We start from the raw sequence: 25,218 nt of genomic DNA, 5'->3' as shown, positions 1-25,218 counted from the left end.
TTAACGCGGAACAATAAACACGGATTTTTCAGTCACTACGGCAGACACGGGGGCCGATTTCACCGTGAAATGGATGGGGTACGAACCGGGAGCCGCACCTTCGTAGGGAAGCTGCACACGGACGGCGATCCAGCGCGATTCGGTAGGGCCAACTTCCATGCTGGCATCGGTCGACACCGTTAACCCCGGCAGCCCTTCGACGCTGACTTCATAGGTTTGCGGAGTTTCCCGGGTGTTCATGATTTGCAGGCGGTACACATTCTCCAGACGACCGCCCGACACAATGCGCGCCAAAGTGCCGCGGTCGCGCTCCACATCCACTTTGAATGGCGCGCGCAACCACAGGCTGGTCAGCATCGCGATTACCACGGCCAGCAGGATGCCGGTGTAGATCAGCACACGAGGTCGAAGCACATGACGCAAGGTTTGGGCATTGGTCCAGTGCTTACTCAAGGCATTCTGTGTAGAGTATTTCACCAAGCCACGGGCGTAACCCATTTTTTCCATTACGGTGTCGCACACATCGGCACAAGCACCACAACCGATGCACTCGTACTGCAAGCCTTTGCGGATATCAATGCCGGTCGGGCAGACTTGCACGCACAAGCTGCAGTCCACACAGGCGCCCAGATTCAAGGTTGCGATGTCGGCCTTTTTGGAGCGGGCACCCCGTGGCTCCCCGCGCTCCTGGTCGTAGGTCACGATCAAGGTGTCTTTGTCAAACATGGCGCTTTGGAAGCGCGCATAAGGGCACATGTATTTGCAGACCTGCTCGCGCATGTAGCCCGCATTGCCGTAAGTGGCAAAGCCGTAGAACAACACCCAGAAGGTTTCCCAAGGGCCCATGGACAACGCCATGAATTCAGCGCCCAGACTGTGGATGGGTGTGAAGTAACCCACGAACGTGAAACCGGTCCACAAGCCAACGGCAATCCACATGAACTGCTTGGCTGCTTTGCGCCAGACTTTGTCAAGATTCCAGGGACCTGCGTCACGCCGCATGCGGGCAGAGCGGTCCCCTTCCGCCAGCTTTTCCAACCACAGGAAGATTTCGGTGTACACCGTTTGCGGGCAGGCATAGCCGCACCACAAACGCCCTGCTACCGCCGTAAACAAAAACAAGGACAGTGCGGAGATCACCAGAATGCCGGTGAGATACACAAAGTCCTGCGGGTACAGCACAAGGTTGAAGATATAGAACCGCCGGGCCCCGAGATCAAACAGCACCGCTTGGCGCTGCCCCCACTCCAGCCATGGCAATCCATAAAACACCAACTGGGTCAGGAAGACCAACGCCCACCGCCACTTCGAAAAGTAGCCCGACACGCTGCGCGGATAAATCTTCTTGTGCGCTTCGTACAGGGCAATCGTCTCCTCGTCGGCACCGGGTGGCGGGGCAATAGGCCCTTTGTCCGGTGATGCGACGACAGGAATGATTTTCTTCCCAGCAGTGGAGGCGGGTACGTTCAAGGAATGTCCTTTGCTTGGCTGCCGGCTTTACTTGGCAGCACCGGTGTTGGAAAAACCCCAGACATAGGACGCCAGAACCTTGATCTGCGCGGGAGACAGTTTTTGCGCCTGCGCGGGCATCTGGTTGACCTTGCCGTTGTTCACCATATTGATGATGGCGTTCTCACCATAGCCATGCAGCCAGATGTCATCGGTCAGGTTCGGTGCACCGAGCGCCTGGTTGCCCTTGCCGTCTGCCCCGTGGCAGGCTGCACAAGCCGCGAACTTGGGCTTGCCCAGAGCAGCACGCACCGAGTCGTTGGGGCTGCCCGACAGACTGAGCACGTAGTTCGCTACGTTCTTCACGTCATCTGCGGTACCGACGGCTGCTGCCATGGGTGGCATCTGGCCGATACGACCCTGGTTCAGTGTCTCGATGATCTTGTCGGGTGTGCCGCCGTGCAGCCAGTCAGCATCGGTCAGGTTGGGAAATCCTTTGGAGCCATGGGCGTCCGAACCGTGGCATTGGGAGCAGTTGTTCATGAACAAACGCTCACCGATGGCATGGGCCTGCGGGTCCTTGGCCATGTCTTCAGGCGTCATGCTGTCAAAGCGCGCATAGATGGGCGCGATGTCGGCCTCACCCTTGGCGATTTCGGCTTGCAGCTGGCCGGTCGAAGTCCAGCCCAGCTTGCCGGCGGAATTACCCAAGCCGGGGTAGAAAGCCAGATACACGCCGGCAAACACGATGGTGATGACAAACAAGCCTACCCACCAACGGGGCAAGGGGTTGTTCATTTCACGCAGGTCGCCGTCCCAGACGTGACCGGTTGTGTTGTCATTGGCGGTCATGGCCTTGGCTTTACCGCTGAACCACAACAGGAACAGACAGGCCACGATGCCGATGACCGTGACGGCGGTCACATAGACCGACCAGAAGTTGCTTGTGAAGTCACTCATTTTGATTCCTTTTGGGGCTCAGTCCTGCTCGAAAGGCAGGTTGGCGGCCTCTTGAAAGTCGCTGGAACGGCTCTTGGACCAGGCCCAGCGAACAATGGCGATAAAGACCACGAAACTGATAACCGTGGTGATAGAGCGCAGGTTGTTGACATCGATGTCCATGGTCATCCCCTTACTTCAGTGCCAGGCCCAGAACCTGCAGGTAAGCGATGGTGGCTTCCAGCTCGGTCTTGCCCTTGACTTCTTCCGAGGCCTTGGCGATCTGCTCGTCCGTGTAAGGCACACCCACTTTGCGCAAGGCACGCAGGTGCGATGGCAGGGACTCGGCATCCACCAGGTTTTTCTCCAACCAAGGGTAGGCCGGCATGTTGGACTCAGGCACCACATCACGCGGGTTGGTCAAGTGGATGCGATGCCATTCATCGCTGTACTTGCCGCCCACACGGGCCAGGTCCGGACCGGTACGTTTGCTGCCCCACTGGAAGGGGTGGTCATACACCGACTCGCCTGCCACAGAGTAGTGGCCATAGCGCAGTGTCTCGGCCCGGAAGGGGCGGATCATCTGCGAGTGGCAGTTGTAGCAACCTTCACGGATGTACACATCACGCCCGGCCAATTGCAAGGCGGTGTAGGGCTGTATGCCCTGGATGGGCTCTGTGGTGGATTTCTGGAAGAACAGCGGAACAATTTCCACCATACCGCCTGCCAGCAACACCAGCAGGATCAGGACGATCATCAGAAAGTTGCTGGTCTCGATCTTCTCGTGCGACAGACCGGATGTACTTTTTTCGTTTGCCATACAAAGGTCCTTTTAAGCGTGGGCTGCTGCGGGAATGGCCACGGTATTGGCGCGTCCTGCAGTAGCAGTCATCAGGGTGTTCCACAGCATGATCAGCATGCCTCCGAGGTACAGCAGGCCGCCCAACAAGCGCAACACATAGAAGGGGTAGGTCGCTTTCACCGACTCCACGAAGGTGTAGGTCAAAGTACCGTCAGGGTTGATGGCGCGCCACATCAGGCCTTGCATCACACCGGCTATCCACATGGCGGCGATGTAAATCACGATACCGATGGTGGCAGTCCAGAAGTGCAACTCAATCGCTTTGACGCTGTACATCTGCTTGCGGCCGAACAGGCGGGGAATCAGGTAGTACATGGAACCCATGGTCACCAGACCCACCCAGCCCAAGGCACCGGAGTGCACGTGGCCCACGGTCCAGTCGGTGTAGTGGCTCAGGGCGTTCACGGTCTTGATGGACATCATGGGGCCCTCAAAGGTGGACATGCCGTAGAAGGACAGGGACACGATCAGGAAGCGAAGGATGGGGTCGTCACGCAGTTTGTGCCATGCGCCGCTCAGAGTCATGACGCCGTTGATCATGCCGCCCCAGCTGGGTGCCAACAGAATCAGGGAGAACACCATGCCCACAGACTGGGTCCAGTCCGGCAAGGCGGTGTAATGCAAATGGTGTGGACCCGCCCACATGTAAGTGAAGATCAGCGCCCAGAAGTGGACGATGGACAGGCGGTAGCTGTACACAGGCCGTTCTGCCTGCTTGGGAATGAAGTAGTACATCATGCCCAGGAAGCCGGCGGTCAGGAAGAAGCCCACCGCATTGTGGCCGTACCACCACTGAACCATGGCGTCTTGCACACCAGCGTAGGCGGAATACGATTTCATGAAGCCCGCGGGGATCGCTGCACTGTTCACCAGGTGGAGGATGGCCACCGCAATGATGAACGCACCAAAGAACCAGTTGGCTACATAGATGTGCTTGACCTTGCGGGTTCCGACGGTTCCGAAAAACACCACCGCGAACGAGACCCAGACCAGTGTGATCAGGATGTCAATCGGCCATTCCAGCTCCGCGTATTCCTTGCCGGAGGTGTAACCCAATGGCAGAGAAATGGCTGCGGCCAGGATCACCAGCTGCCAGCCCCAGAAGGTGAATGCGGCCAGCTTGTCGCTGAAGATGCGCACGTGACAGGTGCGCTGCACGACGTAATAGGCAGAAGCGAACAAGCCGCAACCGCCGAACGCAAAAATCACTGCATTAGTATGCAGCGGGCGCAAGCGCCCATAGGTGAGCCACGGAATACCGAAGTTGAGTTCGGGCCAGGCGAGTTGGGCGGCGATGATCACGCCCACCAACATGCCGACCACCCCCCAGACCACGGTCATGATGGCGAACTGGCGCACAACGGTATCGTTGTAAACGCCAGCCTGCTGATTTGGAAATGCCATATTTACCTCTTCTTGGATTACTTCAAAGCAAGTGTCTGCCGGGCTTTACAAACGCGGGTTGACCCAAATCAACCGGCAGAGAAAAAGCGGGGAACCTTTTTCAGGGTTCGCGCAAAATGCGCTCACCCTCGGACTCGATGTCCTCGAACTGGCCCCGGTCAATGGCCCACCAGAGTCCGGCCAAAATGAAAAACACCAGCACCACCGAGAGGGGAACGAGCAAATACAAAATGTCCATGACTATTCCTGGGTGAGTGAGAAGAGAGTCCCCGTGCGCACTGCGGCAGGGGCAGACGAACTCAAAGGCGCAGAGAGGCGCAAGGCGTTCAACACCACCAACAAGGAGCTGCAGGCCATACCCAAACCGGCCAGCCATGCTGGCAAATAGCCCGCTACGGCCAAAGGAATGCACGCTGCGTTGTAGGCCAAGGCCCATCCAAGGTTCTGGCGCACCACCTGCATGGTTTTGCGGGCCAGCATCCATGCGCTGCTCACGCTGGCCAACTTGTCACCCATGGCTACGAAATCAGATCGCGATTGCGCGATCGGCACCGCGCGCCCGAAGGCAAATGACACATGCGCGCCTGCCAGCACCGGCCCGTCGTTCAAACCGTCGCCCACCATGGCCACCACGTGCCCGTCAGCCTGCAGCTGCTGCATATAGGCCAACTTGTCCGACGGCGAGCACGCGCCACGCACATGAGCGATGCCCAATCGGCTGGCCATGGTGCGGGCTGCTTCTACACGGTCGCCGGATAAGAGATGCACCCCTATTCCCATGCTTTGCAAAGTGCGCACCACCCGCACGGCATCTTCACGCACTTCTTCTTGCAAATGGAAGCTGGCCACCCAGCCTGAAGCATCGCTCAGGTGCACGACCGGACCTTGTGCCTCAGCCGATAGCAACTCTGGCGGAACACCGCCACAAAACGATGCGCCCCCCAAGCGAAAGCGCCCCTCCGCGAGGCTATCCGTCATCAATGCCATGCTGATTTCCGCCTCTACCCCCTGCCCTGCCACCTCGTGCGAGTTGTTTACGCGCAGGGGGCTTATGCCTTCGCGCTCCGCAGCCAGCACCAACGCCCTTGATAGGGGATGTAGGGACTGAGAGGCCAGGCCGGCGGCAGCGGCCAAGGCAGAAGCCCGGTGAACGCCAGCACGACACGCGACCGTTTGCAGAGCCATGGCGTCGCGGGTCAATGTCCCGGTTTTATCAAACACCACGGTATCGGCAGCCGCCAGAGTTTCCAAGGCGGGCAAGCTGCGGACCAGCAGCCCATTGCGGGCCAGGTTTCCTGCTGCCGCCAGCATGGCCGCTGGAGTCGCAAGCGACAAAGCACAAGGGCAGGTCACCACCAACACCGCGACCGCCACCATCAGGGCATGGGCAGGGTCGGTCGGCCACCACCAGATGGCGGCACCCACAGCAGCGAAGAGCACGCCGATCAAAAAGGGTTTGGCCCAACGGTCGGCCATCTGCGCCGCGCCGGGCTTGGTGAGGGAGGCACTTTCCATGAGGGCCAGAATCTGGGCAAAGCGGGTGGATTCCCCCAAGGTCTGCACCCGTACCAAAACGGTTCCCGACAAGTTGTGACTTCCAGCAATCACGCCCTGCCCCAAACCGCGCTGCAAAGCATGCGACTCACCGGTCAACAAGGACTCATCCACCAGCGTGTGCCCCTGCTCGATCACACCGTCAGCCGCAAAGGTCTCCCCGGCGTGCACCTGCATCAGGTCACCCACTACCAGGCGACGCACCGCCACACGCTCAAAACTGCCGTCGGCAGCCCTGCGCTGCACGCTGTCGGGCATGCGGTTCATGAGCGCCTCCAGCGCACCCGCTGTGCGGTCGCGCAAGCGCAACTCCAGCCAGCGGCCGGTCAGCAAAAAGAAAACAAACATGGTGAGCGAGTCGAAGTACACCTCGCGTCCGAAAAGCCCGGCCGGATCAAAAGTACCCGCTGTGCTGGCTGCAAACGTGATCCACATGCCGATGGCCACGGGCAGGTCCATGCTGATGCGGGCGTGGCGTACGTCCGCCCAAGCCTTGCGGAAAAACGGACCGCAAGAAAACAGGATGACCGGCAGCGACAAGACCCACGAGGCCCAACGCAGCAATTGCTCGTACTCGCCGGTCAGGTCGCCGGGGCGTGCCTGATAGGCAGGCCACGCATACATCATCACCTGCATCATGCACAGGCCGGCCACCAGCCATTGCCACAGTGCCTTGCGGGATTCGGCTTTGCGGCGCTCCATGGCGAACACATCGTTCGCAGGCACTGCGCGGTACCCGGCAGCTTGCACCGCGTGCATCCACTCCGAAGGCCTGACCTGCTCTTGCGACCAGCGCACTTGCGCGCGCTGACTGGCTGCGCTTACCCGGGCCTCCTGCACGCCGGGCACGCTGCGCAATGCATCCTCTATCGTCATGGCACAGGCAGCGCAGTGCATGCCCTCGATCACGACATTCGACTCCCAGCAACCGGGCGCTGTGCCCGACGCGCGGCTGAAGGCAGTCCACTCAGCCGGACTATCGACGACGGCAAGCGAATCCCTGTCCAAAGGCAGAGAGGTGGGAGCAATGGCCGTAGTGCTGATCATTGCAAAGGATTCTGAGTCGGTGGAGCAGAACGAACCTTGATGCACATCAAGTCTTTCGCCGATGGAGGGCGTAACCTGAAAGCTCACAACCCAGGAGCCTCACCATGTACCAACGTATTCTTGTCACCACCGACGGCAGCAAACTCTCACAAAAGGCCGTCAGCACCGCGATTTCCCTGGCCGGACTGTGCGGTGCCGAACTCATTGCACTCAAGGTCGTGCCCCGTTACCCCCAAACCTACTTCGAAGGCGGTATTGCGCTGGCCGGTGAGGACATCAAGCAGGTGGAAAAGGCCTGGAGCGACGCTGCCCAGAAAGTGGTCGACGCCGTTAAGAAGACCGCGGAGTCCAAGAAAGTGACAAGCAAAGCCGTCGTCGTGCGGTCCGATGTGGTGTCAGACGCAGTCTTGGCCACCATCAAGAAGCACAGCTGCGATCTGGTTGTCATGGCGTCCCACGGGCGCAAGGGCATCAAACGTCTGCTCTTGGGCAGTGAAACCCAGCATGTACTCACCCATGCCAGCATTCCTGTGCTTGTTTTGAAGTAAATCAGCATCTAGCGCCCATGAAATGGGCGCTAGATGCTCCTGAAATCATAGCAATTTTGATGCGGCGAATTCGACGTCGTCCTCTTCCTGATAACGGTCCCGAATGACCAGGACCTCATCAAACCCATTCAGGAAGGCCTGAACGCAGCGCGGATCAAAGTGAGTACCGGCGCCCGCATTCAAAAAGTCTACGGCCTGCTCCAGGGTCCAGGCTCTTTTGTAGGGACGCTCGGAGGTCAAAGCATCAAACACGTCTGCCACCGCAACAATGCGGCTGAAGATAGGGATGGCCTCGCCCTTGAGGCCCTGCGGGTAGCCACTGCCATCGAACTTCTCATGGTGGCCCAATGCAATCTCTGCACCTGCCTGCAGCACCCGTGAGTTGCTGTTTTTGAGCAGCTCATAGCCGAAGGCGGCGTGCTGCTTCATGATTTCAAATTCAGCTTCATCAAGACGGCCGGGCTTGAGCAGGATATTGTCAGTAATCCCCACTTTGCCGATGTCGTGCATGGGGGCGGCTTCCAACAAGAGTTCCTGTTGGTCTACCGGCAGTCCCAGGTTCTTGGCAATCAGCTGGGAATAGTGCGCCATGCGCAGGATGTGCGCGCCGGTTTCCGGATCACGGTACTCAGCGGCTTTGCACAGGCGGAACACGGTGTCCCGCTCACGCTGCAAAATCACCTCAGTGGCTTTGCGCACTTCGGACGCCAGCCACTCGGCGTGGTCAGCCAATTTGCGGCGTGCGCTGCTCAAGCTCAGCATGTTCTTGGCGCGTGCCAGGAACTCGACCTTGTCGACCGGCTTGGCTAGAAAGTCGTTGGCTCCCGAGTCCAGTGCCCGGTAACGTACCTGCTTCTGGTCATTGGCCGTGATCATCAGGATGGGGACGTCCGCACAGTTGGGCAGCGCCCGGAAGCGTTGGATGAATTCCAGACCGTCGATATCCGGCATCATGTAATCCACAATCACCAGATCCGGTGTGTGTGTCGCCGCCCAAGCCAACCCTTCCAAGGGACCAGCAAAGCTGTGGCTCTGACAGTTGTCCAGTTTTTTGATCAACGCACCAAAAAGAATCAGATTGATTTCGGTGTCGTCAATGATCAGTACTTCCTGCATGGTCACAGTATCGCCTTAAATCGGACCGCCGAACCCGGCTGACCGGTTGCGCAAAATTAACATCAGGCGCTCTACTTCTTGAATCAGAGGCTCCACCACGCTACCGACCGACGTCTTGTCGGCAAAAGCTGCCATGGCTTCCAGTCGATGTGCGAGATTGCTGGCAGGTGCGGCACCGAAAAGCGCCAAGGTGCCCTTGAGGGCATGGGCCACGTGAAGCAGACCATTGAAGTCACCTGCAGACGCCATAGCACCCAGCCTTTGCCTCTCTTTGGGCCATTGCTCAATGAACGCATCCACCACGATATCCACCATCTCTTGATCCGCTTCGCTCAAGGCTTTGGCGTAATCAAATATCCCATCGTCCTGCGTCGCCAGACTGGAAGAGGACTGGCCTACACTGACCTCCACATCAGTCTTACCCAGCGTGGCGTGGGATATCTGCAAAATTTTTTGCTGCAACTCATCCGGCTTGATGGGTTTGGCGATGTAGTCATCCATGCCGGCTTCGAGGCAAAGATTGCGGTCCGACTCCATGGCATTGGCCGTCATGGCAATGATGGGTATGCGCCGTCCGCGCTCATTGGCCCGGATGCGGCGGGTCGCCTCCAGCCCGTCCATCACCGGCATCATCATGTCCATCAACACCAAGTCATACGGATGCTTGGGCAGCATGTCGAGTGCAATCTGTCCGTTGTCAGCCACGTCCACACGATGCCCCCATCGCTGCAGCAGAGTGACCGCCAGTTTCTGGTTGATGGCGTGATCCTCCACCAGCAGAACGTCCAGGACTGGATGCGAGTCACGAATGGAGTGGCGGGTGACCAGAACCTCAGGCCGCACTTTATGCAGTTGCAAGACGCCGGAGACCATTTGCAGCAAATCCTGCCGTGCAATCGGCTTGGACAGATAGCCCGCGATACCCACCTGGCGTGAACGTTGACCGTCGCCTTTCATGCCGGCGGACGAAAGCAGAACCATCGGCAAGCTGCCGCAATTGGGCAGCGCACGCACCAGCGGTGCTGTGGAAAAACCGTCCATCTGTGGCATTTGACCGTCAAGCAGCACCAGATCGCAAGGGGTCTGCCCCGTTGCCACAGTTTGCTGACCCAACCAATCCAATGCGGCACGGCCAGAATCCGCCTCACTGGTGCGTGCCCCGAATGCATGCAGCATGCCGCACACAACTTCGCGGTTGACCTGGTTGTCATCGACCACCAGGAAGTGAAGGCCATCGAACCGTGTCAGGGACGATGCCTCTACCGGAGCAGTCGTGTCCTTGACCAAGGCCACAGTGAAGTGGAACACGCTGCCCTGTCCAGGCGTGCTTTCCACCCAGATCGTGCCACCCATGCCTTCGACCAGGCGGGCACAGATGGTCAATCCCAATCCTGTCCCACCGTATTTGCGGGTGGTGGAGCTGTCCTCCTGGGAGAAAGCGTCGAAAATGCTGCCCAACTTGCTGGCGGGGATGCCAATGCCGGTATCGCTCACTGTGAGATGAAGCAGGGGTTTTCCGCTGGACGCCATTTCCTGACGGATGCGCAATACCACTTCGCCACGTTCAGTGAACTTGATGGCATTACCCAAAATGTTGACCAGCACCTGCCGCAAGCGCCCCGGGTCACCCACCAAGGCACGCGGGACATCAGGAGCCACGTCCCAGACCACCTCCAAGCCCTTATCGTGAGCCCGCAACACCACGGTCTTGAGAGTGTCGGCGACCGTGCGTTCCAGATTAAAGGGAATGGACTCGATGTCCATCTTGCCGGCTTCAATCTTGGAGAAATCCAGAATATCGTTGATCACCCGTAGCAAGGCTTCGGACGAGGTCTTCACAATATTCAGATACTCCTTCTGTTCCGCATCCAGTACCGTGTCCAGCAACAGCTCGGTCATTCCAATGACACCATTCATGGGTGTACGGATCTCGTGGCTCATGTTCGCCAAAAAATCAGACTTGGCGCGATTGGCCGCCTCCGCAGCATCTTTGGCTTTCTGCAACTCTTCGGATATGTGGCGGGCCTGGGTCACATCGGTCAGGTATCCGTTCCAAACGATATGGCCATTGGGTTTGTACTGCGGCTGCGACTCACCACGCACCCAGAATATTTCCATGGTCTGTGCATTGACCATCCGGAAATCCAAGCCCCATGGAGCGCCAGCGGCAGACGCCTCCACCAAGGACTGCGCGACCGCTGTACGGTCTTCGGGATGCAGACACTGCAAGAAGGCGTTGGAGTCGCTCATCAAGGTGTCGATGCGCACGCCCATCATGGTTTCTGCCGCGTGGCTCATAAAGGCGATCTTGAACAAGCCGCCCTTGGTCACGAAATACTGGAACACCGCCACCGGAATGTGTCGGGTTACCTCGCGCAGCCGTTCATCAGCTTCTTTGGCACGGGTCACATCCTGCCAGATGCCGGTAAAAACGGTAGCCCCGTCCTGACCGGACTCTTGCTCGGGGCTGATTTCGGTACGAATCCAGCGTATGGATTTGTTGGGCAACTGAATGCGGTATTCACCCTGCCAGGCTTCGCGCCGCTGGGCTGCCATATACACACCGTCGCGCACGGCAGGCCAGTCCTCTTCCAACACCTGGCGGGAGGCAGATTTGGGGTCGTCCAGCAGCTCCTGCACACTGATGCCGCGCACCTCCTGAACGCGATCATTCACAAAGGTGTAGCGCTGGCCACGCTCACTGACATGTACTTGGAACACGACACCCGGCAGAGTGTTGGTGATGTGCCGCAGCCGCGCTTCCGCGGCCTTTATATTGACCTCCATGCGCTTGCGGGCCGTAATGTCCGTGCGGATGGCGATGTACATATTGGGCTTGCCACTGTCGTCTTTCAGCGGAACGATGGTGGCGTCCACCCAGTAGAGCTGCCCTGATTTGGAGCGATTGCAAATTTCACCCCGCCAGACTTTGCCTGCGGTAATGACGGCCCACAGATTGGTGAAATACACCTTGTCCTGCAGACCTGAATTGATCATGCGGTGGTTCTGGCCCAGCAGTTCGCCACGCGAATAACCGCTGAGCTGACAGAACTTGTCATTGGCATACACGATGTCACCCGCCGCGTTGGTGATGCTCACGATGGCGTGCTGGTCCAGTGCGAACTTCTGGTTGGCCAAATCGGTCAGGGCGAACTGAAGATCCTTCTGACTGTCCTCTTTCTGGCGCACCAGAGTGCTCATCAACTCCGACAGGGACTCCAGCGAATCGTCGATCAACGGGGGATGGTCCGGATCGACCTGTGCCATCAACGCGGTCGCAGTAGCACGCAGGGAGTCCATGGCCCGCGTGCGGCTTTCCAGCTCTTCACGCAGTCGGGTATTGCTTTCGCTCAGGTCGACTGAACTGAGTTCAAGGCTGCGACTTTTAAGCTCAAGGTCCCGGTCGTTTTGGAGGTAGGCCTCTTCCACTTCATGCATCAAAGGCCCGAGGCCTTTGATCGCCTGCAAGGTAGCCGGGGACAGCGGTACGCCCTCTTGCAAACCTTCAAGCTCCTGCTGCACCACAGCCCATGCCTGCGGGTCCAGGCCCAGGTTTCGTTTGACCTGCCTGGCCAACAATTTGTGACTCAGGAGACGTCCCGTCTCTGTCATGCCGATTCCGAAAAATAGGTAATGGTCATCGTCTGGTTATGCAGGAGACACTGCGCCCCATTGTGCGCCGGGCTGATTTCACCATACGAATAAAAACCGGCCAGAGTCGGTCCTGTTCCTACAACGGCAGCCACGGCCTCCACTTCCTCATCCACACGCCCGCCCATGACCAGCTTGCGTCCCACGCAGCTGACCATCAAGGCCAGTCCGTCAGACTGTTGGATCTTCAGTCCCTGGGCTGCCTGCTCTGCACCATTCACCAGCGCGTCAGTGCCCGCCTGCATCATGCGCAGGTAACCGCCCTCCTGCACGTCGCCGGCCAGCGTGATGCTGCCCTCCGCTTCATCGATACCGAGAATGGTGCGCAACAAACCTTCCTCTTTACCGCCTGCCGACACCACCGAGAACGGAAACAGCAATCCTGACGCTGGCAAATCTTTGGCGTGCTCCCCGAGATAGCGTTTGTAGGTCGCCAACGCCGGCTCGCCATCCAGGGTGAAAAGCACATTGCGACGGGCTTTGGTCACCCGCCGGGCAGGGCCGAAGGCTGACCAGCCGCCATACACCCCGTGAGACACCTGCAGGTCACTGCCATAGAGGCCAGCGCACACCAGCCGGGTGGCACTGACGCCTGAGTGATCCAGCACCACGGTTCGCACGAAGGCTGCGCCGTCGCCGGCCAGGCCGCCCACGATCGGCACGTCCGCGCCCAGCACGTGCGACAAGCCGAGGATCAATGCACTGCCATTGATCTGGACGCCCTGCCCGATCACGACCACGGCACGCAGACCGTCACGTGGCAAACCGGACGCAAGGCGAACGCCCGCGTCAAAAGAATCGTCCATGTCTTTGAGGTCTGTGGCGGCGGGCTGCATGCAGGTGGAATCCCAGCGGACGGCCGTCAGCGCCAGAGAATCGTCGGCCACCCCGTCGCCGGAAATTTCGCCGGCTGTGGAGCAACCCATCAGAACGGCACCGGCGAAGGCCTTGCTCAGTTCAGGTTGGGCAGATCGCAACAGGTCTTCATTGCCAAAGGCCAGCACCCATTGGGGCCCGGATGCAGCCATGGCAGACAAGCCCTCCGCAGCTTTAGAACTGGTGCGCCATGTGGTTTGAGATACTTGCATGCGTCGGCTCCGGTATGTTGGAATTTGCAGCCCGTAACCATGATACGACGCTTAGGAGACAAATGCACAGAAATTGGCATTTATCTCACACTTAACAAATTTACCGTATTCTAAGTCGCCTTGTACTGGTCACGCAAAAGATTCTTTTGCACCTTGCCCATGGCGTTGCGCGGCAAGGCATCCACCACCACGCAGCGTTTAGGGACCTTGAAGTTGGCCAACATGCCTTTCAAGGTGGCAACCACCTGTGCACCGTCCACCTGGTGACCGGCCTTGGGCACCACGACGGCCACGCCCACCTCCCCAAAATCGGCATCCGGCACGCCCACCACGGCGCTCTCGTCCACACCGGGGAGGTTGTTGATGTAGCCCTCAATCTCGGCCGGGTAGACGTTGTAGCCACCACTGATGATCAGGTCTTTGCTGCGGCCGACGATGGTCACATAGCCCTTGGCATCGATGTGGCCCACATCCCCGGTCTTGAAGAAGCCGTCGGCAGTGAACTCCTGCGCGGTTTTTTCCGGCATCTGCCAGTAGCCCTGGAACACATTGGGGCCCTTCACCTCGATGCCGCCGGTATCACCCGCCTGGACGTGACGGCCGGACTCGTCACGCACCCGCAACTGCACACCCGGCAGTGGTTGCCCTACGGTGCCCACCACCCGCTCACCATCCGCTGGTTTACAGGGGTTGGACGTCAACATCACGGTCTCCGACATGCCGTAGCGTTCCAGAATCGTGTGGCCGGTGCGCTCCTGCCACTGGCGGTGCGTATCCACCAGCATGGGCGCGGAACCCGATATGAAGAGGCGCATGTTCCGGGTGGACTGGGTGTTCAGCCCCGCCTCGGCCAGCAAGCGCACGTAAAGAGTGGGCACGCCCATGAACACCGTGGCCCGGGCCATCATGCGCAAGGCCGTTTGCGGCTCGAACTTGGCGCACCAGAGCATTTTGCTGCCATTGATCAGCGCGCCGTGGATGGCCACAAACAAGCCATGCACATGGAAGATAGGCAAAGCATGAATCAGCACATCGCCTTTCTTCCAGTCCCAGTACGTTTGCAGTACGCGGGCATTACTCAGCAGATTGCCGTGGCTGAGCATGGCGCCCTTGCTGCGACCGGTGGTACCGCTGGTGTAAATGATGGCGGCCAGATCGTTGGCAGCGCGCGGCACCGGTGTGTGGGTGCGTGGAAATTGGGATGCCCGCTCCAGCAGCGTGCCGGTGCGGTCGTCATTGAGCGAAAACACGTACTGCGTGCCGGCCAGAAACGCCATTTTGCTCAGCCAGCCGAAGTTGCGGCCTGCACACACCAGCACCGCCGGCTTGGCATCGCTGATGAAGTAGTCCATCTCCGCGCTCTGGTAGGCCGTGTTGAGCGGCAGGTACACCAAGCCCGCCCGCAGCGTGGCCAGATACAGCACCAGTGCCTCCACCGATTTGTCCACCTGCACCGCGACGCGGGTACCCGCCGGCAGGCCCAGAAAGCCGAACAGGTTGGCCACCATGGCGGTAGCCTCGTCCAGGTCTCGCCAGGAATAGTGCAAGCCACTGTCTGTCTCTACCGCAACGGCATCCAGGTCAGCGGGGAATGCCGCACGCAGCGCGGTGAAAAGGTTGTGGTCGGTGGAGAGTGTGTTCATAACGGGATCTCAAACGTTCATGATTACGTGGGAAAGATGGCAGTGCGGGACCGGGCTAGAACACCGGCGGGCGCTTGGCCAGAAAGGCGGCAATGCCTTCCCGGTGTTCCGCGGAGTTGGCGTAGGCGTAAGGGTCGACGCCCGCCGGCTCATTTGCTATCAATTCAGGAGCTTCTTGCGCATATTCCACGGGCGCCAGGGGCCGATTTATTGCCCGAAGTGTCTGTTTGTTCAAGCGGGCGGCCTGTGGCGCCAAACCGGCGATGCGAACGGCCACATCGCGGCAGGCATCGTCCAGCGTGTCTGGCGTGTGCACGCGGGTCAAAAAGCCGTGACCCAGCATGGCGGCAGCGTCAAACACCTCGGCGGCGAGCAGCATGGCGCGTGCCACGGTGGCGCCCGCCACCTGCCCCACCAAGGCAGCTTCCCGCGGCGCCATGGGAAAACCCAAGCGCGCAATCGGCGCACCGAAGCGGGCGGTATCAGTCGCCAGGCGCAGGTCGCAGCAACTTGAGATTTCCATGCCCGCGCCCATGCAATTTCCTTCGATGCGCGCGACGATGGGCACATCGCAATCCAGCATGGCCTGCAAGCCGCCCCACACCTCTTGCTCATGGAAGTGGCGCAGCTGCGCCTCGTCAAAGCGGAAGGACGGGTACTCGGCAATGTCGCCCCCGGCACAGAAATGCCCTCGGTCGCCCTGCAACAGCACACAGCGCACACTGGCGTCCTGCTGCACCGCGGTAAACACCTCCTTCAACTCCGTCCACATGCTGCGGGACATGGCGTTGAACTTTCCCGTGTGGGTCAAGGTCAGCCGCCAGACCCCGGGGGTGCCGAAAGCGTCCTGCTCGATTGCAATACCACCCGCCATGTCGCCCCTCAGTCGAGTTTGGCGCCGGAGGCCTTGACGACTGCCGCCCAGCGCTTGATTTCTGCACTCACAAAAGTGCCGAATTGCGCGGGGGTGAGCTTGCCGAACTCGGCACCGTTGTTGGCCCACGCGGTCTTGATTTCGTCCGCTGCAGCCAGGCGGTTCACCTCTTCCACCACACGCGCCTGCACATCGGCGGGGGTGCCCTTGGGTGCCCACAAGCCGTACCAGGTGGTCACGGTGTAGTTGGGCAGGCCCAGTTCCGCCGCGCAGGGCACATCGGGGAAGGCCGGGCTGCGTTTGGTGCCGGACACCATCAACGCCTTGATGCGCCCGCCCTTGATGTGGTTGGCGGAAGAGCCCAATCCGTCAAACATCATGTCCACACTGCCCGCCATCAAGTCCTGCAAAGCCGGACCGGCACCGCGGTAGGGAATGTGGGTGATGAAGGTGCCCGTCTGCTGTTTGAACAATTCGCCGGCCAGGTGGTGGGAGGTTCCGCCACCTGCGGAGCCGTAGTTCATCTTGCCGGGGCTGGCTTTGACCTGCGCCAGAAAGGCCTTGAAGTCGCCGGGTACGTTCTTGGGATTCACCACCAGCACCTGGGGCACGTTGGCCACCAGCGCGAGGGGGATGAAGTCTTTCTCGATGTCGTAGTCCAGCTTGGGGTACATGCTGGGCGCAATCGCGTGGTGTACCGCGCCCATGAACAAGGTGTAGCCATCGGGCTGCGCTTTGGATGCAATGCTGGCGCCCAAGGTGCCGCCTGCGCCACCCCGGTTGTCAATGACCAGCTGGGTGCCAGTGAGCTTGGAAAACTGCGCCGACATAGGGCGCGCAAACGCATCAGTGCCGCCGCCGGCCGGAAAGGGCACCACCAGCGTGACCGGCTTGGCGGGCCACTTGGCCTGAGCGAGAGCACTTGCCGGAGCCAGTGCCCAAGCGGCGGCCGCGACGGAACCTGCTCCCAGCAGGCTGCGGCGGCTTAGTGCTGCATCGGGTGGGAATGGAAAAAACGTGTTGTCTGCATTGTCTGTGTTGTGATTCGCCATGTTTGTCTCCTGCTTGTATGAATGGAAGTACCGTTCGCGCACACTAAAAAAACAGATTGCTCACCGCGCTGGCCACCGGGATGCGGCCACTGGCCAGCCCTTCCCGGTGCTTGTCCAGCCGCTTGAGGTCGTAGAGGTAATTCACCATCAGCCCGTAGGACTGCTTGATGCCTTTGGGCGATGGGTCGCCCGCCCAGTTCAGCCGCTCCACCCGCGCGCCGTTGCCCAAGTGAAAGCGCGCCACCGGGTCCAGCGGCTTGCCATGCACAGTCTCCCGGCCCAAATACTGCGCCGCGCAGCGCATCAGCATGTGCTGCACCGGGGAGCCGGTCTTGAGAGACAGGGGGGACTCGGCCGCCGTCAGAAAGTGCGCGGCCGTGACGGGCTCGAATCCGCAGGCGCGGCCCAACTCTTCACGGGCTTTGTCGTCAAGCTGTTCGAGCTGGGCCGTTGCGTTCTTCTGCAACCAGCTGCGGAAGCCGGGAATGGGCGAGAGCGTCGCGAAGGTCTTGAGCTGGGGAAACTCTGCCTTGAGGGTTTCGACCACGCGCTTGATCAGCGAGTCCCCGAAGCTCACGCCACGCAGCCCGTCCTGGGTGTTACTGATGGAGTAAAAAATGGCCGTCGTGGCAGCGTTCAGGTCGGCCGCGTCGGCGGACTCGTCCAGGAGCGGCGTAATGCAGTCGGTGAGCGCATCCACCAGCGCCACTTCCACAAAAATCAGGGGCTCATCCGGCAAGCGGGGGTGGAAAAAGCCGTAGCAGCGGCGATCCGAGTCCAGACGGTTTTTCACGTCTGCCCAGCTCTTGATATCGTGCACCGCTTCGTACTTGATGAGCTTCTCAACCAGCGAAGCCGGTGAATCCCAGCTGATGCGCCGCAGCTCCAGGAAACCCACATCAAACCAGGTGGAGAACATGTATTCCATCTCCACGTCCAGCGCTTGCAAGCGCTTGTCGGTTTTGACGGCGGACTGCATCTCTGCCCGCAGGTTGACCAGAAAGCGAATGCCGGTGGCGTCTGCACTGAAGCGCTGCAAGAGGCGCCGGCGTGGAGAGACGGTAGCGCGGCGGTAGTGCACCTCGGCGGCTGCCTCGTCCGGCGTGCCCAAGGCGGCCGCAAACTTGGCTTGAGCGGCCTGGGCCTTGACCGGGTCGGCGACAAACATTTCGCTCATCAGCAACCAGAGGTCCAGCCGCCGGGCGGGTGTGGCACCGGCGTACCAAGCCATCAGGGCTGCGGCGCGACGACCACCTTCGACCTCACTGACCCGCTCATCGATAACGGCTTGCAATTCCTGCAGGATGCGGCGCAAGACGCGGGGTGACAAGGCCTCATCCCCCTGGCGCAGCGTGGCCTGCAGGCGCTCGCGCGTGCTGCGTGGCCCCGTGCGTTTGGGCGCCGGAGCGGCCGCATCGTTTGCTCCTTTTTTAGGAGCTGCTTGCGCAGATTCTGCGGGCGCCGGAGCCGTATTTTCCTTAAAGCTGCGCGGCAGCAGGCGGGCCACATTGCGGTTGATCCAGGAGTCCTGAGTCATGCGAGTAACCTGCTCTTTCCGTGGCGGGCCAGCTCCCGCAAGGCATCGCGCTGGCGCATCAAATGCTTGCGCATGGCGGCATCGGCGGCCTCTGCATCACCCGCACGGATAGCAGCAAAAACGGCCAAGTGCTCGCCCAGGCTCTGCTCCAAGCGGCCGGGGGCATGCAGCTGCTGCAGGCGGGCCAGCTTGAGGATCTTGCGCAAATCCGCAATCACCTGGGCCAGCCAGCGGTTGTCCGCCAGGGTGATGATGGCCTCATGAATGCTGTAATTGGCTGCGTAGTAATCGGGGATGCGGCGCGCCGCTGCGTGGGCCTGCAGACTGTCATGCAAAGTATCCAGCGCGGCAATGTCTGCAGCCGTGGCTTTGCGGGTGGCCTCGAAGGCGCAACGCCCTTCTAGCAGTGCAATCACCGGAAAAATCTCGTCCAGATCCTGTTCCGTGACCTCGCTGACAAAGCTACCGCGGCGGGGCTCATGGCGCACCAGACCCTCCGCGGCCAGTACCTTGAGTGCCTCCCGCAGCGGTGTGCGAGAAATCGCCCACTCGGTACATAGCGCGGCTTCGTCAATAAACGCGCCCGCGTGCAAAGCCCCTTCAAAGATGCGGGAGCGCAGCCGGTCGGCTACGTCATCATGCAGTGAATTGGGGACGGCTCGCATGGGTTGGGTCGGGCTCCACAAGGCTGATAAGTGCTACGTAATTTTTCATAATTACGTGTAATTACAAGCAATGGTAAAGAGATGCCGCTCTTTTGAGCCCCGTATTTACCCTCGGGGCGCGACCCGGTTTGTCATGGATATCAGTGGGACCGGCGAGCTGCCCAGACCCACAAGGCTGCGCCGCCCACGATCATGGGCACGCACAACCATTGGCCCATGCTCAAGCCGGTTTGCTGCTGCAGCCACAAGAGATGCGCATCCGGCTCCCGGAAGAACTCGGCAATGAATCGGAACACCCCATAGCCGAACAAAAAGGCCGAAGCAACCTTCCCCTGCTTACGCGGCTTGCTGGCGTACCACCACAGCAGCACAAAAAGCAGCATCCCTTCGAGCAAGAACTGGTAAATCTGTGAGGGGTGCCGCGGCAACGGGCCACCATCACGGAACAGCATGGCCCACGGCAAGGACGGATCGGCGACCCGGCCCCACAGCTCGCCGTTGATGAAGTTGCCCACCCGGCCGGATGCCAGGCCGGTAGGCACGCAAGGCGCCACAAAATCCGCCACCTGCCAGAAGGGCTTGTTGCGGGACACCGCAAACCAGACCATGGACGCAATCACACCCAGCATGCCGCCATGAAAACTCATGCCTCCCTGCCAGACAAACAACACCTCCAGAGGATGGGCGGCGTAATACGCGGGCTTGTAAAACAGGCAGTACCCGATGCGCCCACCGAGCACTACGCCCACTACGCCCAGGAACAGAATGTCCTCGACATCCTTGAACGACCAGGCTCCACTGCCCTGAACTGCCGCAAACGGCGCGTGCCGCAATCTGCGGGACCCCAGAAACAAAAAAAGCCCGAAGGCCACGAGGTAGGTCAGCCCGTACCAGTGCACGGCGACCGGACCGAGCTGCAATGCAACCGGGTCAATATGGGGATGGATCAGCATGGGGAAACAAATGCGCCCGGAGCCTGTAAGGGCCCCGGGCGGGTGGGTTTAGTCAAGCAAGGACAGGTCGCGCACAGCGCCTTTGTCCGCAGACATGACCAGCTTGGCGTAGGCCTTGAGGGCTGCAGTCACCTTGCGGGGGCGGGGCTGCGCAGGCTTCCAGCCCAGCTTGTCCTGCTCCACACGGCGCGCCGCGAGCTCTTCATCAGAGACCAACACATTGATGGAACGGTTAGGGATGTCAATGCGGATGCGGTCGCCATTGCGCACCAAGCCAATCGCGCCACCGGCAGCGGCTTCGGGCGAAGCGTGGCCGATGGACAGCCCTGAGGTACCACCCGAGAAACGGCCATCAGTCAACAGGGCGCAGGCCTTGCCCAGACCCTTGGACTTGATGTAGCTGGTGGGATATAGCATTTCTTGCATGCCGGGGCCGCCCTTGGGGCCTTCATAACGCACGATAACCACGTCGCCTGCCACGACCTTGTCGGCCAGGATGTTGGCCACGGCTTCATCTTGAGACTCCACCACGTGGGCAGGACCTTCAAACACCAGGATGGACTCGTCAACACCGGCGGTCTTCACCACACAGCCGTCCAGTGCAATGTTTCCTCGCAGCACTGCCAAACCGCCTTCCTTGGAGAAGGCATGCTCGTAGGAGCGTATGCAACCCTCTGCGCGATCTGTATCCAGACTGGGCCAGCGGGTACTCTGGCTGAACGCAACCTGGGTCGGGATGCCGGCAGGACCAGCCATGTAAAACGTCTTTACGGCGTCTGAAGGATTGCGCTTGATGTCCCACTGATCGAGTGCGTCCTTGAAGGTTTTGCTGTGGACCGTGGGCACGTCAGTGTGCAGCTTGCCAGCCCGGTCCAACTCACCCAAGATGCCCATGATGCCGCCGGCACGGTGCACGTCTTCAATGTGGTACTTGTTGGTATTGGGGGCCACCTTGCAGAGTTGAGGCACGTCTCGCGAAATGCGATCGATGTCCGTCATTGTGAAGTCGATCTCTGCCTCTCGGGCGATCGCCAAGACGTGGAGGATGGTGTTGGTCGAGCCGCCCATGGCAATGTCCAGCGCCATGGCGTTTTCGAAAGCTTTGAATCCCATGGACCGCGGCAAGATGCTGGAGTCATCCTGTTCGTAGTAACGCTTGCACAATTCCACCACCAAATGTCCGGCACGCTTGAAAAGCTGTTCGCGGTCAGCATGCGTGGCAACCACCGTGCCGTTGCCGGGCAAGGACAAGCCCAAGGCTTCGGTCAGGCAGTTCATGGAGTTGGCGGTGAACATTCCAGAGCACGATCCGCAGGTGGGGCACGCCGAGCGCTCGACTTCCGCAACGTCCGCGTCTGACATCTTGTCGTCTGCTGCCATGACCATGGCATCGACCAAGTCCAGCTTCCGGAATTCCACCACCTGGGTTTGGGGGTTGGCCAAACGCACCTTGCCAGCCTCCATCGGGCCGCCGGACACAAATACCACCGGGATGTTCAGGCGCATGGCGGCCATCAACATGCCGGGGGTGATCTTGTCGCAGTTGGAGATACACACCATGGCGTCTGCGCAATGCGCGTTGACCATGTACTCCACCGAGTCGGCAATCACGTCGCGACTGGGCAGCGAGTACAACATCCCGTCATGGCCCATGGCAATTCCATCATCCACCGCGATGGTATTGAACTCTTTGGCCACACCGCCTGCCGCTTCAATCTCGCGTGCCACCAGCTGGCCCAGATCCTTCAAGTGCACATGGCCAGGAACAAACTGGGTAAACGAATTGACAACGGCGATGATGGGCTTGTCAAAGTCCCCATCCTTCATACCCGTGGCACGCCACAGAGCGCGTGCACCGGCCATGTTGCGGCCTGCGGTGGTGGTTTTGGAACGATAAGCTGGCATGTAAATGAAAGTGGTAAGTCGGTAAAAAGTCGGGACGCCTGATGATTATCGCCCAGCCCCCTCAGCGGCGCTTCTTTGACCCCTGGAGACCCATGGCTTCCCGCTGGCGGTCAATGCGGGCCTGTTTGCGCGCATTTTCTTTGTCCATGGCCTTGCGCTTGGTGTAACCCGAGCTGTCCGCCCAGGCCCACCAAGCCACCGCCAATGCGAAAGGCATCAATACCTGCCACCACGCCCAGTTGGCAACTGGTTCGATGAGCATGTATTTCATCACCAGAAGAATCAAACCCAAACCCAAAAAGTACATCGTCGTTGCTCCAATGCGTTGCCCCTGTTTCTGCTGGGGGGTCAACGTGCGTTACTACAATCCCGTTGTGGAGATGGTATCCAAACCCGAAAGGCTCGTGATGAAACAATTTTTCTTGCGCAGTGTGACAGTAACCCTGATGGCAATGGCGCCTGCAGCGTGGGCAGACCAAGCCTTGGCCACAGCCAAAAACTGTATGACTTGCCACATGGTGGACAAGAAAGTCTTGGGCCCGGCATTCAAGGAAGTGGCCGGCAAATATAAGGGCGACAAAGCAGCGGTTGACCGCTTGGCCACCAAAATCATGAAAGGCGGTAGCGGCGTATGGGGCACCGCATACATGCCTGCCAACGCCCAGGTGAATGAAGCCGAAGCCAAGAAGCTGGCCGCTTGGGTGCTATCCCTGAACTGATCACTCAATCACCAAGAAAAAGCCGCTGTCACCAGCGGCTTTTTTTGTGCCCGGCAACGGGCAACTTGAGAGTTGCCCGACGGCAAGGAAGTGTCAGTAGGCTTGACCCAACTGGTCCAGGATCGCCGGGTTTTCCAGCGTGCTGGTGTCTTGCGTGATGGACTCGCCTTTGGCCAGCGAACGCAGCAAACGGCGCATGATCTTGCCGGAACGGGTTTTAGGCAAGTTCTCACCAAAGCGGATGTCCTTGGGCTTGGCAATCGGGCCAATTTCCTTGGCGACCCAATCACGCAACTCTTTGGCAATCGCCTTGGCCTCATCGCCTTCAGGGCGGGAGCGCTTGAGCACCACGAAGGCGCAAATGGCCTCACCCGTCAGGTCATCAGGACGGCCCACCACCGCAGCCTCGGCGACCAGATCGGATTTGGCCACCAACGCAGACTCAATTTCCATGGTGCCCATACGGTGACCGGACACGTTGAGAACGTCGTCGATACGGCCGGTAATGCGGAAGTACCCGCGGTCCGCGCTACGCACTGCGCCGTCGCCGGCCAGGTAATAGCCCTTGAGTTCGTCAGGGAAGTAGCTCTTTTTGAAACGATCCGGATCGTTCCAGATCGTACGGATCATCGAGGGCCATGGACGCTTCACCACCAGAATGCCACCGGATCCATTGGGCATTTCGTTGCCGCTTTCATCCACGATGGCGGCCATGATGCCGGGCAAGGGCAAAGTGCAACTACCGGGCACCAAAGGTGTGGCACCTGGCATGGGGCTCATCATGTGGCCACCGGTTTCGGTTTGCCAGAAGGTATCCACAATGGGGCACTTCTCGTGACCCACGTTCTTGTAGTACCACATCCAGGCTTCGGGGTTGATGGGCTCACCCACTGAACCCAGAATGCGCAAGGACGACAGGTCAGAACGATCCGGGTGCACGGCGGCATCCGCCTCCGCCGCCTTGATCAACGAACGGATAGCCGTGGGCGCTGTGTAGAAGATGGTGCACTTGTGGCGCTCAATCATTTGCCAGAAGCGACCTGCGTTCGGGAACGTTGGCACGCCTTCAAAAATGATCTGGGTGGCGCCCGCGGCCAAGGGGCCGTAGGCCACGTAGGTATGGCCGGTAATCCAGCCGATATCGGCCGTGCACCAGAACACATCTTCCGGCTTCAGGTCAAACGTCCAGTCCATGGTGAGCTTGGCCCACAGCAGGTAGCCGCCGGTGGAGTGCTGCACGCCCTTGGGCTTGCCGGTGGACCCCGAGGTGTAAAGGATGAACAAGGGGTGCTCAGCGCCTACAGGCACGGGCGCGCAATCAGTGCTCTGGCCGGCCAGTGCTTCATCAAAGGTCTTGTCGCGCCCTGCCACCATGTTGCATGCGGTCTGGGTACGCTGGTACACATAGACCGTCTTGATGGACTCGCAGCCACCCATGGCAATGCCCTCGTCCACAATGGATTTCAGAGGCAACTCTTTGCCGCCGCGCATCTGGTAGTTGCTGGTGATGACAGCCACCGCGCCTGCGTCAATGATGCGCTCCTGCAATGCTTTCGCAGAGAAGCCGCCGAACACCACACTATGGGTGGCGCCGATACGGGCGCAGGCTTGCATGGCAATCACACCTTCCAGCGTCATGGGCATGTAGACCAGTACGCGGTCGCCTTTTCGGATGCCATCGGCCTTCAATGCGTTGGCAAATTGACTGACTCGGGCAAGCAGCTCTTTGTAGGTGGTCTTGGTGACTTTGCCATCATCGGCTTCGAAGATCACGGCCACTTTGTTTTCTGTGGGTGTGCCGATGTGCTTGTCCAGGCAGTTGGCAGAGGCGTTCAGCTCGCCATCGTCAAACCATTTGTAGAAAGGTGCATTGGATTCGTCGAGTGTGCGTGTGAATGGCTTGTTCCAAACCACATTGGTTTTGGCCAATCGGGACCAGAAACCTTCAAAATCTTTCTCAGCCTCCGCACACAGGGCGTTGTAGCCCTCTATGCCCGAAATGCGGGCCGCCTTGACGGTGGCTTCGCTGGGCGGGAATACCCGGTTTTCAACCAGGACGGACTCTATGGCAGAGGTGGAAGCGCTCACGGGTTTGTCTCCTCGGAATTATTAAAAACTGTGCGAATGGTTATCCCATGCACTTACAAATCACTGACTGACGCAGGTCAAGCCCGACCGTCAGGATGGCGAGAGAGTCATTCGCTAAACTCAA

At 59.7% G+C, this 25,218-nt stretch carries 21 protein-coding genes; 2 read left to right on the top strand and 19 right to left on the bottom strand.

Features of this window, described 5'->3' with window-relative positions; all coding sequences use genetic code 11:
* The 7 genes from ccoG to RAN89_RS10415 form a co-directional block, all read right to left on the bottom strand.
* On the bottom strand, window positions 1–1,470 hold the full coding sequence (gene ccoG, locus RAN89_RS10445) for a cytochrome c oxidase accessory protein CcoG (RefSeq protein ID WP_428984440.1): 1,470 nt from the start codon (window positions 1,468–1,470) through the stop codon (window positions 1–3).
* 27 nt (window positions 1,471–1,497) lie between these two features.
* Entirely contained in the window at window positions 1,498–2,409 is a 912-nt protein-coding gene (gene ccoP / locus RAN89_RS10440; RefSeq protein WP_313866256.1) for a cytochrome-c oxidase, cbb3-type subunit III, read from the bottom strand.
* An 18-nt stretch (window positions 2,410–2,427) separates the two neighbouring features.
* The gene (locus tag RAN89_RS10435) at window positions 2,428–2,571 is read right to left on the bottom strand and encodes a cbb3-type cytochrome oxidase subunit 3 (protein WP_087497098.1); all 144 of its coding nucleotides are present in this window, start codon (window positions 2,569–2,571) and stop codon (window positions 2,428–2,430) included.
* Window positions 2,572–2,581: 10 nt separating this feature from the next.
* Window positions 2,582–3,208, bottom strand: coding sequence for a cytochrome-c oxidase, cbb3-type subunit II (gene ccoO / locus RAN89_RS10430; protein WP_313866255.1), 627 nt, complete (start codon window positions 3,206–3,208; stop codon window positions 2,582–2,584).
* Window positions 3,209–3,220: 12 nt separating this feature from the next.
* Window positions 3,221–4,654, bottom strand: a complete 1,434-nt coding sequence (gene ccoN, locus RAN89_RS10425; protein WP_313866254.1) for a cytochrome-c oxidase, cbb3-type subunit I — start codon at window positions 4,652–4,654, stop codon at window positions 3,221–3,223.
* Between the two features lie 100 nt (window positions 4,655–4,754).
* Window positions 4,755–4,892 carry a cbb3-type cytochrome oxidase assembly protein CcoS gene (gene ccoS / locus RAN89_RS10420; RefSeq protein ID WP_087493533.1) on the bottom strand — a complete coding sequence of 46 codons (138 nt, stop codon included), beginning with the start codon at window positions 4,890–4,892 and terminating at the stop codon, window positions 4,755–4,757.
* A gap of 2 nt (window positions 4,893–4,894) precedes the next feature.
* Window positions 4,895–7,255: a heavy metal translocating P-type ATPase gene (locus RAN89_RS10415; protein WP_313866253.1), complete on the bottom strand. Its 2,361-nt coding sequence runs from the start codon at window positions 7,253–7,255 to the stop codon at window positions 4,895–4,897.
* 104 nt (window positions 7,256–7,359) lie between these two features.
* Between RAN89_RS10415 and RAN89_RS10410 the strand changes: the two genes are divergently transcribed.
* The gene (locus RAN89_RS10410; RefSeq protein ID WP_313866252.1) at window positions 7,360–7,803 is read left to right on the top strand and encodes a universal stress protein; all 444 of its coding nucleotides are present in this window, start codon (window positions 7,360–7,362) and stop codon (window positions 7,801–7,803) included.
* Window positions 7,804–7,848: 45 nt separating this feature from the next.
* Here RAN89_RS10410 and RAN89_RS10405 read toward each other — a convergent pair whose 3' ends face one another.
* From RAN89_RS10405 to RAN89_RS10355, 11 genes are all read right to left on the bottom strand, one after another.
* Complete coding sequence (locus RAN89_RS10405; RefSeq protein WP_313866251.1) at window positions 7,849–8,919, bottom strand: HD domain-containing phosphohydrolase; 1,071 nt, start codon at window positions 8,917–8,919, stop codon at window positions 7,849–7,851.
* A 15-nt stretch (window positions 8,920–8,934) separates the two neighbouring features.
* Entirely contained in the window at window positions 8,935–12,531 is a 3,597-nt protein-coding gene (locus tag RAN89_RS10400; protein ID WP_313866250.1) for a response regulator, read from the bottom strand.
* Window positions 12,528–13,658 (bottom strand): FIST signal transduction protein, encoded by a 1,131-nt coding sequence (locus tag RAN89_RS10395; protein ID WP_313866249.1) that lies wholly within the window; start codon window positions 13,656–13,658, stop codon window positions 12,528–12,530. Before RAN89_RS10395 ends, RAN89_RS10400 begins: the two co-directional genes overlap by 4 nt.
* Before the next feature lie 110 nt (window positions 13,659–13,768).
* Entirely contained in the window at window positions 13,769–15,301 is a 1,533-nt protein-coding gene (locus tag RAN89_RS10390; RefSeq protein ID WP_313866248.1) for a malonate--CoA ligase, read from the bottom strand.
* Window positions 15,302–15,356: 55 nt separating this feature from the next.
* Entirely contained in the window at window positions 15,357–16,175 is an 819-nt protein-coding gene (locus RAN89_RS10385) for an enoyl-CoA hydratase/isomerase family protein (protein WP_313866247.1), read from the bottom strand.
* An 8-nt stretch (window positions 16,176–16,183) separates the two neighbouring features.
* Window positions 16,184–17,227: a Bug family tripartite tricarboxylate transporter substrate binding protein gene (locus RAN89_RS10380; protein ID WP_313866246.1), complete on the bottom strand. Its 1,044-nt coding sequence runs from the start codon at window positions 17,225–17,227 to the stop codon at window positions 16,184–16,186.
* A 43-nt stretch (window positions 17,228–17,270) separates the two neighbouring features.
* Window positions 17,271–18,764 (bottom strand): malonyl-CoA decarboxylase domain-containing protein, encoded by a 1,494-nt coding sequence (locus tag RAN89_RS10375; RefSeq protein ID WP_313866245.1) that lies wholly within the window; start codon window positions 18,762–18,764, stop codon window positions 17,271–17,273.
* The gene (locus RAN89_RS10370) at window positions 18,761–19,429 is read right to left on the bottom strand and encodes a GntR family transcriptional regulator (protein ID WP_313866244.1); all 669 of its coding nucleotides are present in this window, start codon (window positions 19,427–19,429) and stop codon (window positions 18,761–18,763) included. The genes RAN89_RS10375 and RAN89_RS10370 overlap by 4 nt, the downstream gene beginning before the upstream one ends.
* 140 nt (window positions 19,430–19,569) lie before the next feature.
* Window positions 19,570–20,382, bottom strand: coding sequence for a prolipoprotein diacylglyceryl transferase (gene lgt / locus RAN89_RS10365; protein WP_313866243.1), 813 nt, complete (start codon window positions 20,380–20,382; stop codon window positions 19,570–19,572).
* Window positions 20,383–20,430: 48 nt separating this feature from the next.
* Window positions 20,431–22,287, bottom strand: a complete 1,857-nt coding sequence (ilvD, locus tag RAN89_RS10360; RefSeq protein WP_313866242.1) for a dihydroxy-acid dehydratase — start codon at window positions 22,285–22,287, stop codon at window positions 20,431–20,433.
* Window positions 22,288–22,348: 61 nt separating this feature from the next.
* Window positions 22,349–22,594: a TIGR04438 family Trp-rich protein gene (locus RAN89_RS10355; protein WP_313866241.1), complete on the bottom strand. Its 246-nt coding sequence runs from the start codon at window positions 22,592–22,594 to the stop codon at window positions 22,349–22,351.
* 100 nt (window positions 22,595–22,694) lie between these two features.
* Between RAN89_RS10355 and RAN89_RS10350 the strand changes: the two genes are divergently transcribed.
* Window positions 22,695–23,006 (top strand): c-type cytochrome, encoded by a 312-nt coding sequence (locus tag RAN89_RS10350; RefSeq protein ID WP_313866240.1) that lies wholly within the window; start codon window positions 22,695–22,697, stop codon window positions 23,004–23,006.
* A 93-nt stretch (window positions 23,007–23,099) separates the two neighbouring features.
* Here RAN89_RS10350 and acs read toward each other — a convergent pair whose 3' ends face one another.
* Window positions 23,100–25,094 carry an acetate--CoA ligase gene (acs, locus tag RAN89_RS10345; protein WP_313866239.1) on the bottom strand — a complete coding sequence of 665 codons (1,995 nt, stop codon included), beginning with the start codon at window positions 25,092–25,094 and terminating at the stop codon, window positions 23,100–23,102.
* Between the last annotated feature and the right edge of the window lie 124 nt (window positions 25,095–25,218).

The sequence above is a fragment of the Rhodoferax mekongensis genome, from assembly GCF_032191775.1.
GTDB lineage: Bacteria > Pseudomonadota > Gammaproteobacteria > Burkholderiales > Burkholderiaceae_C > Allorhodoferax > Allorhodoferax mekongensis.
Note: the sequence above shows the minus strand (reverse complement) of the source record. Positions and strands in the feature narration are given on the sequence as shown.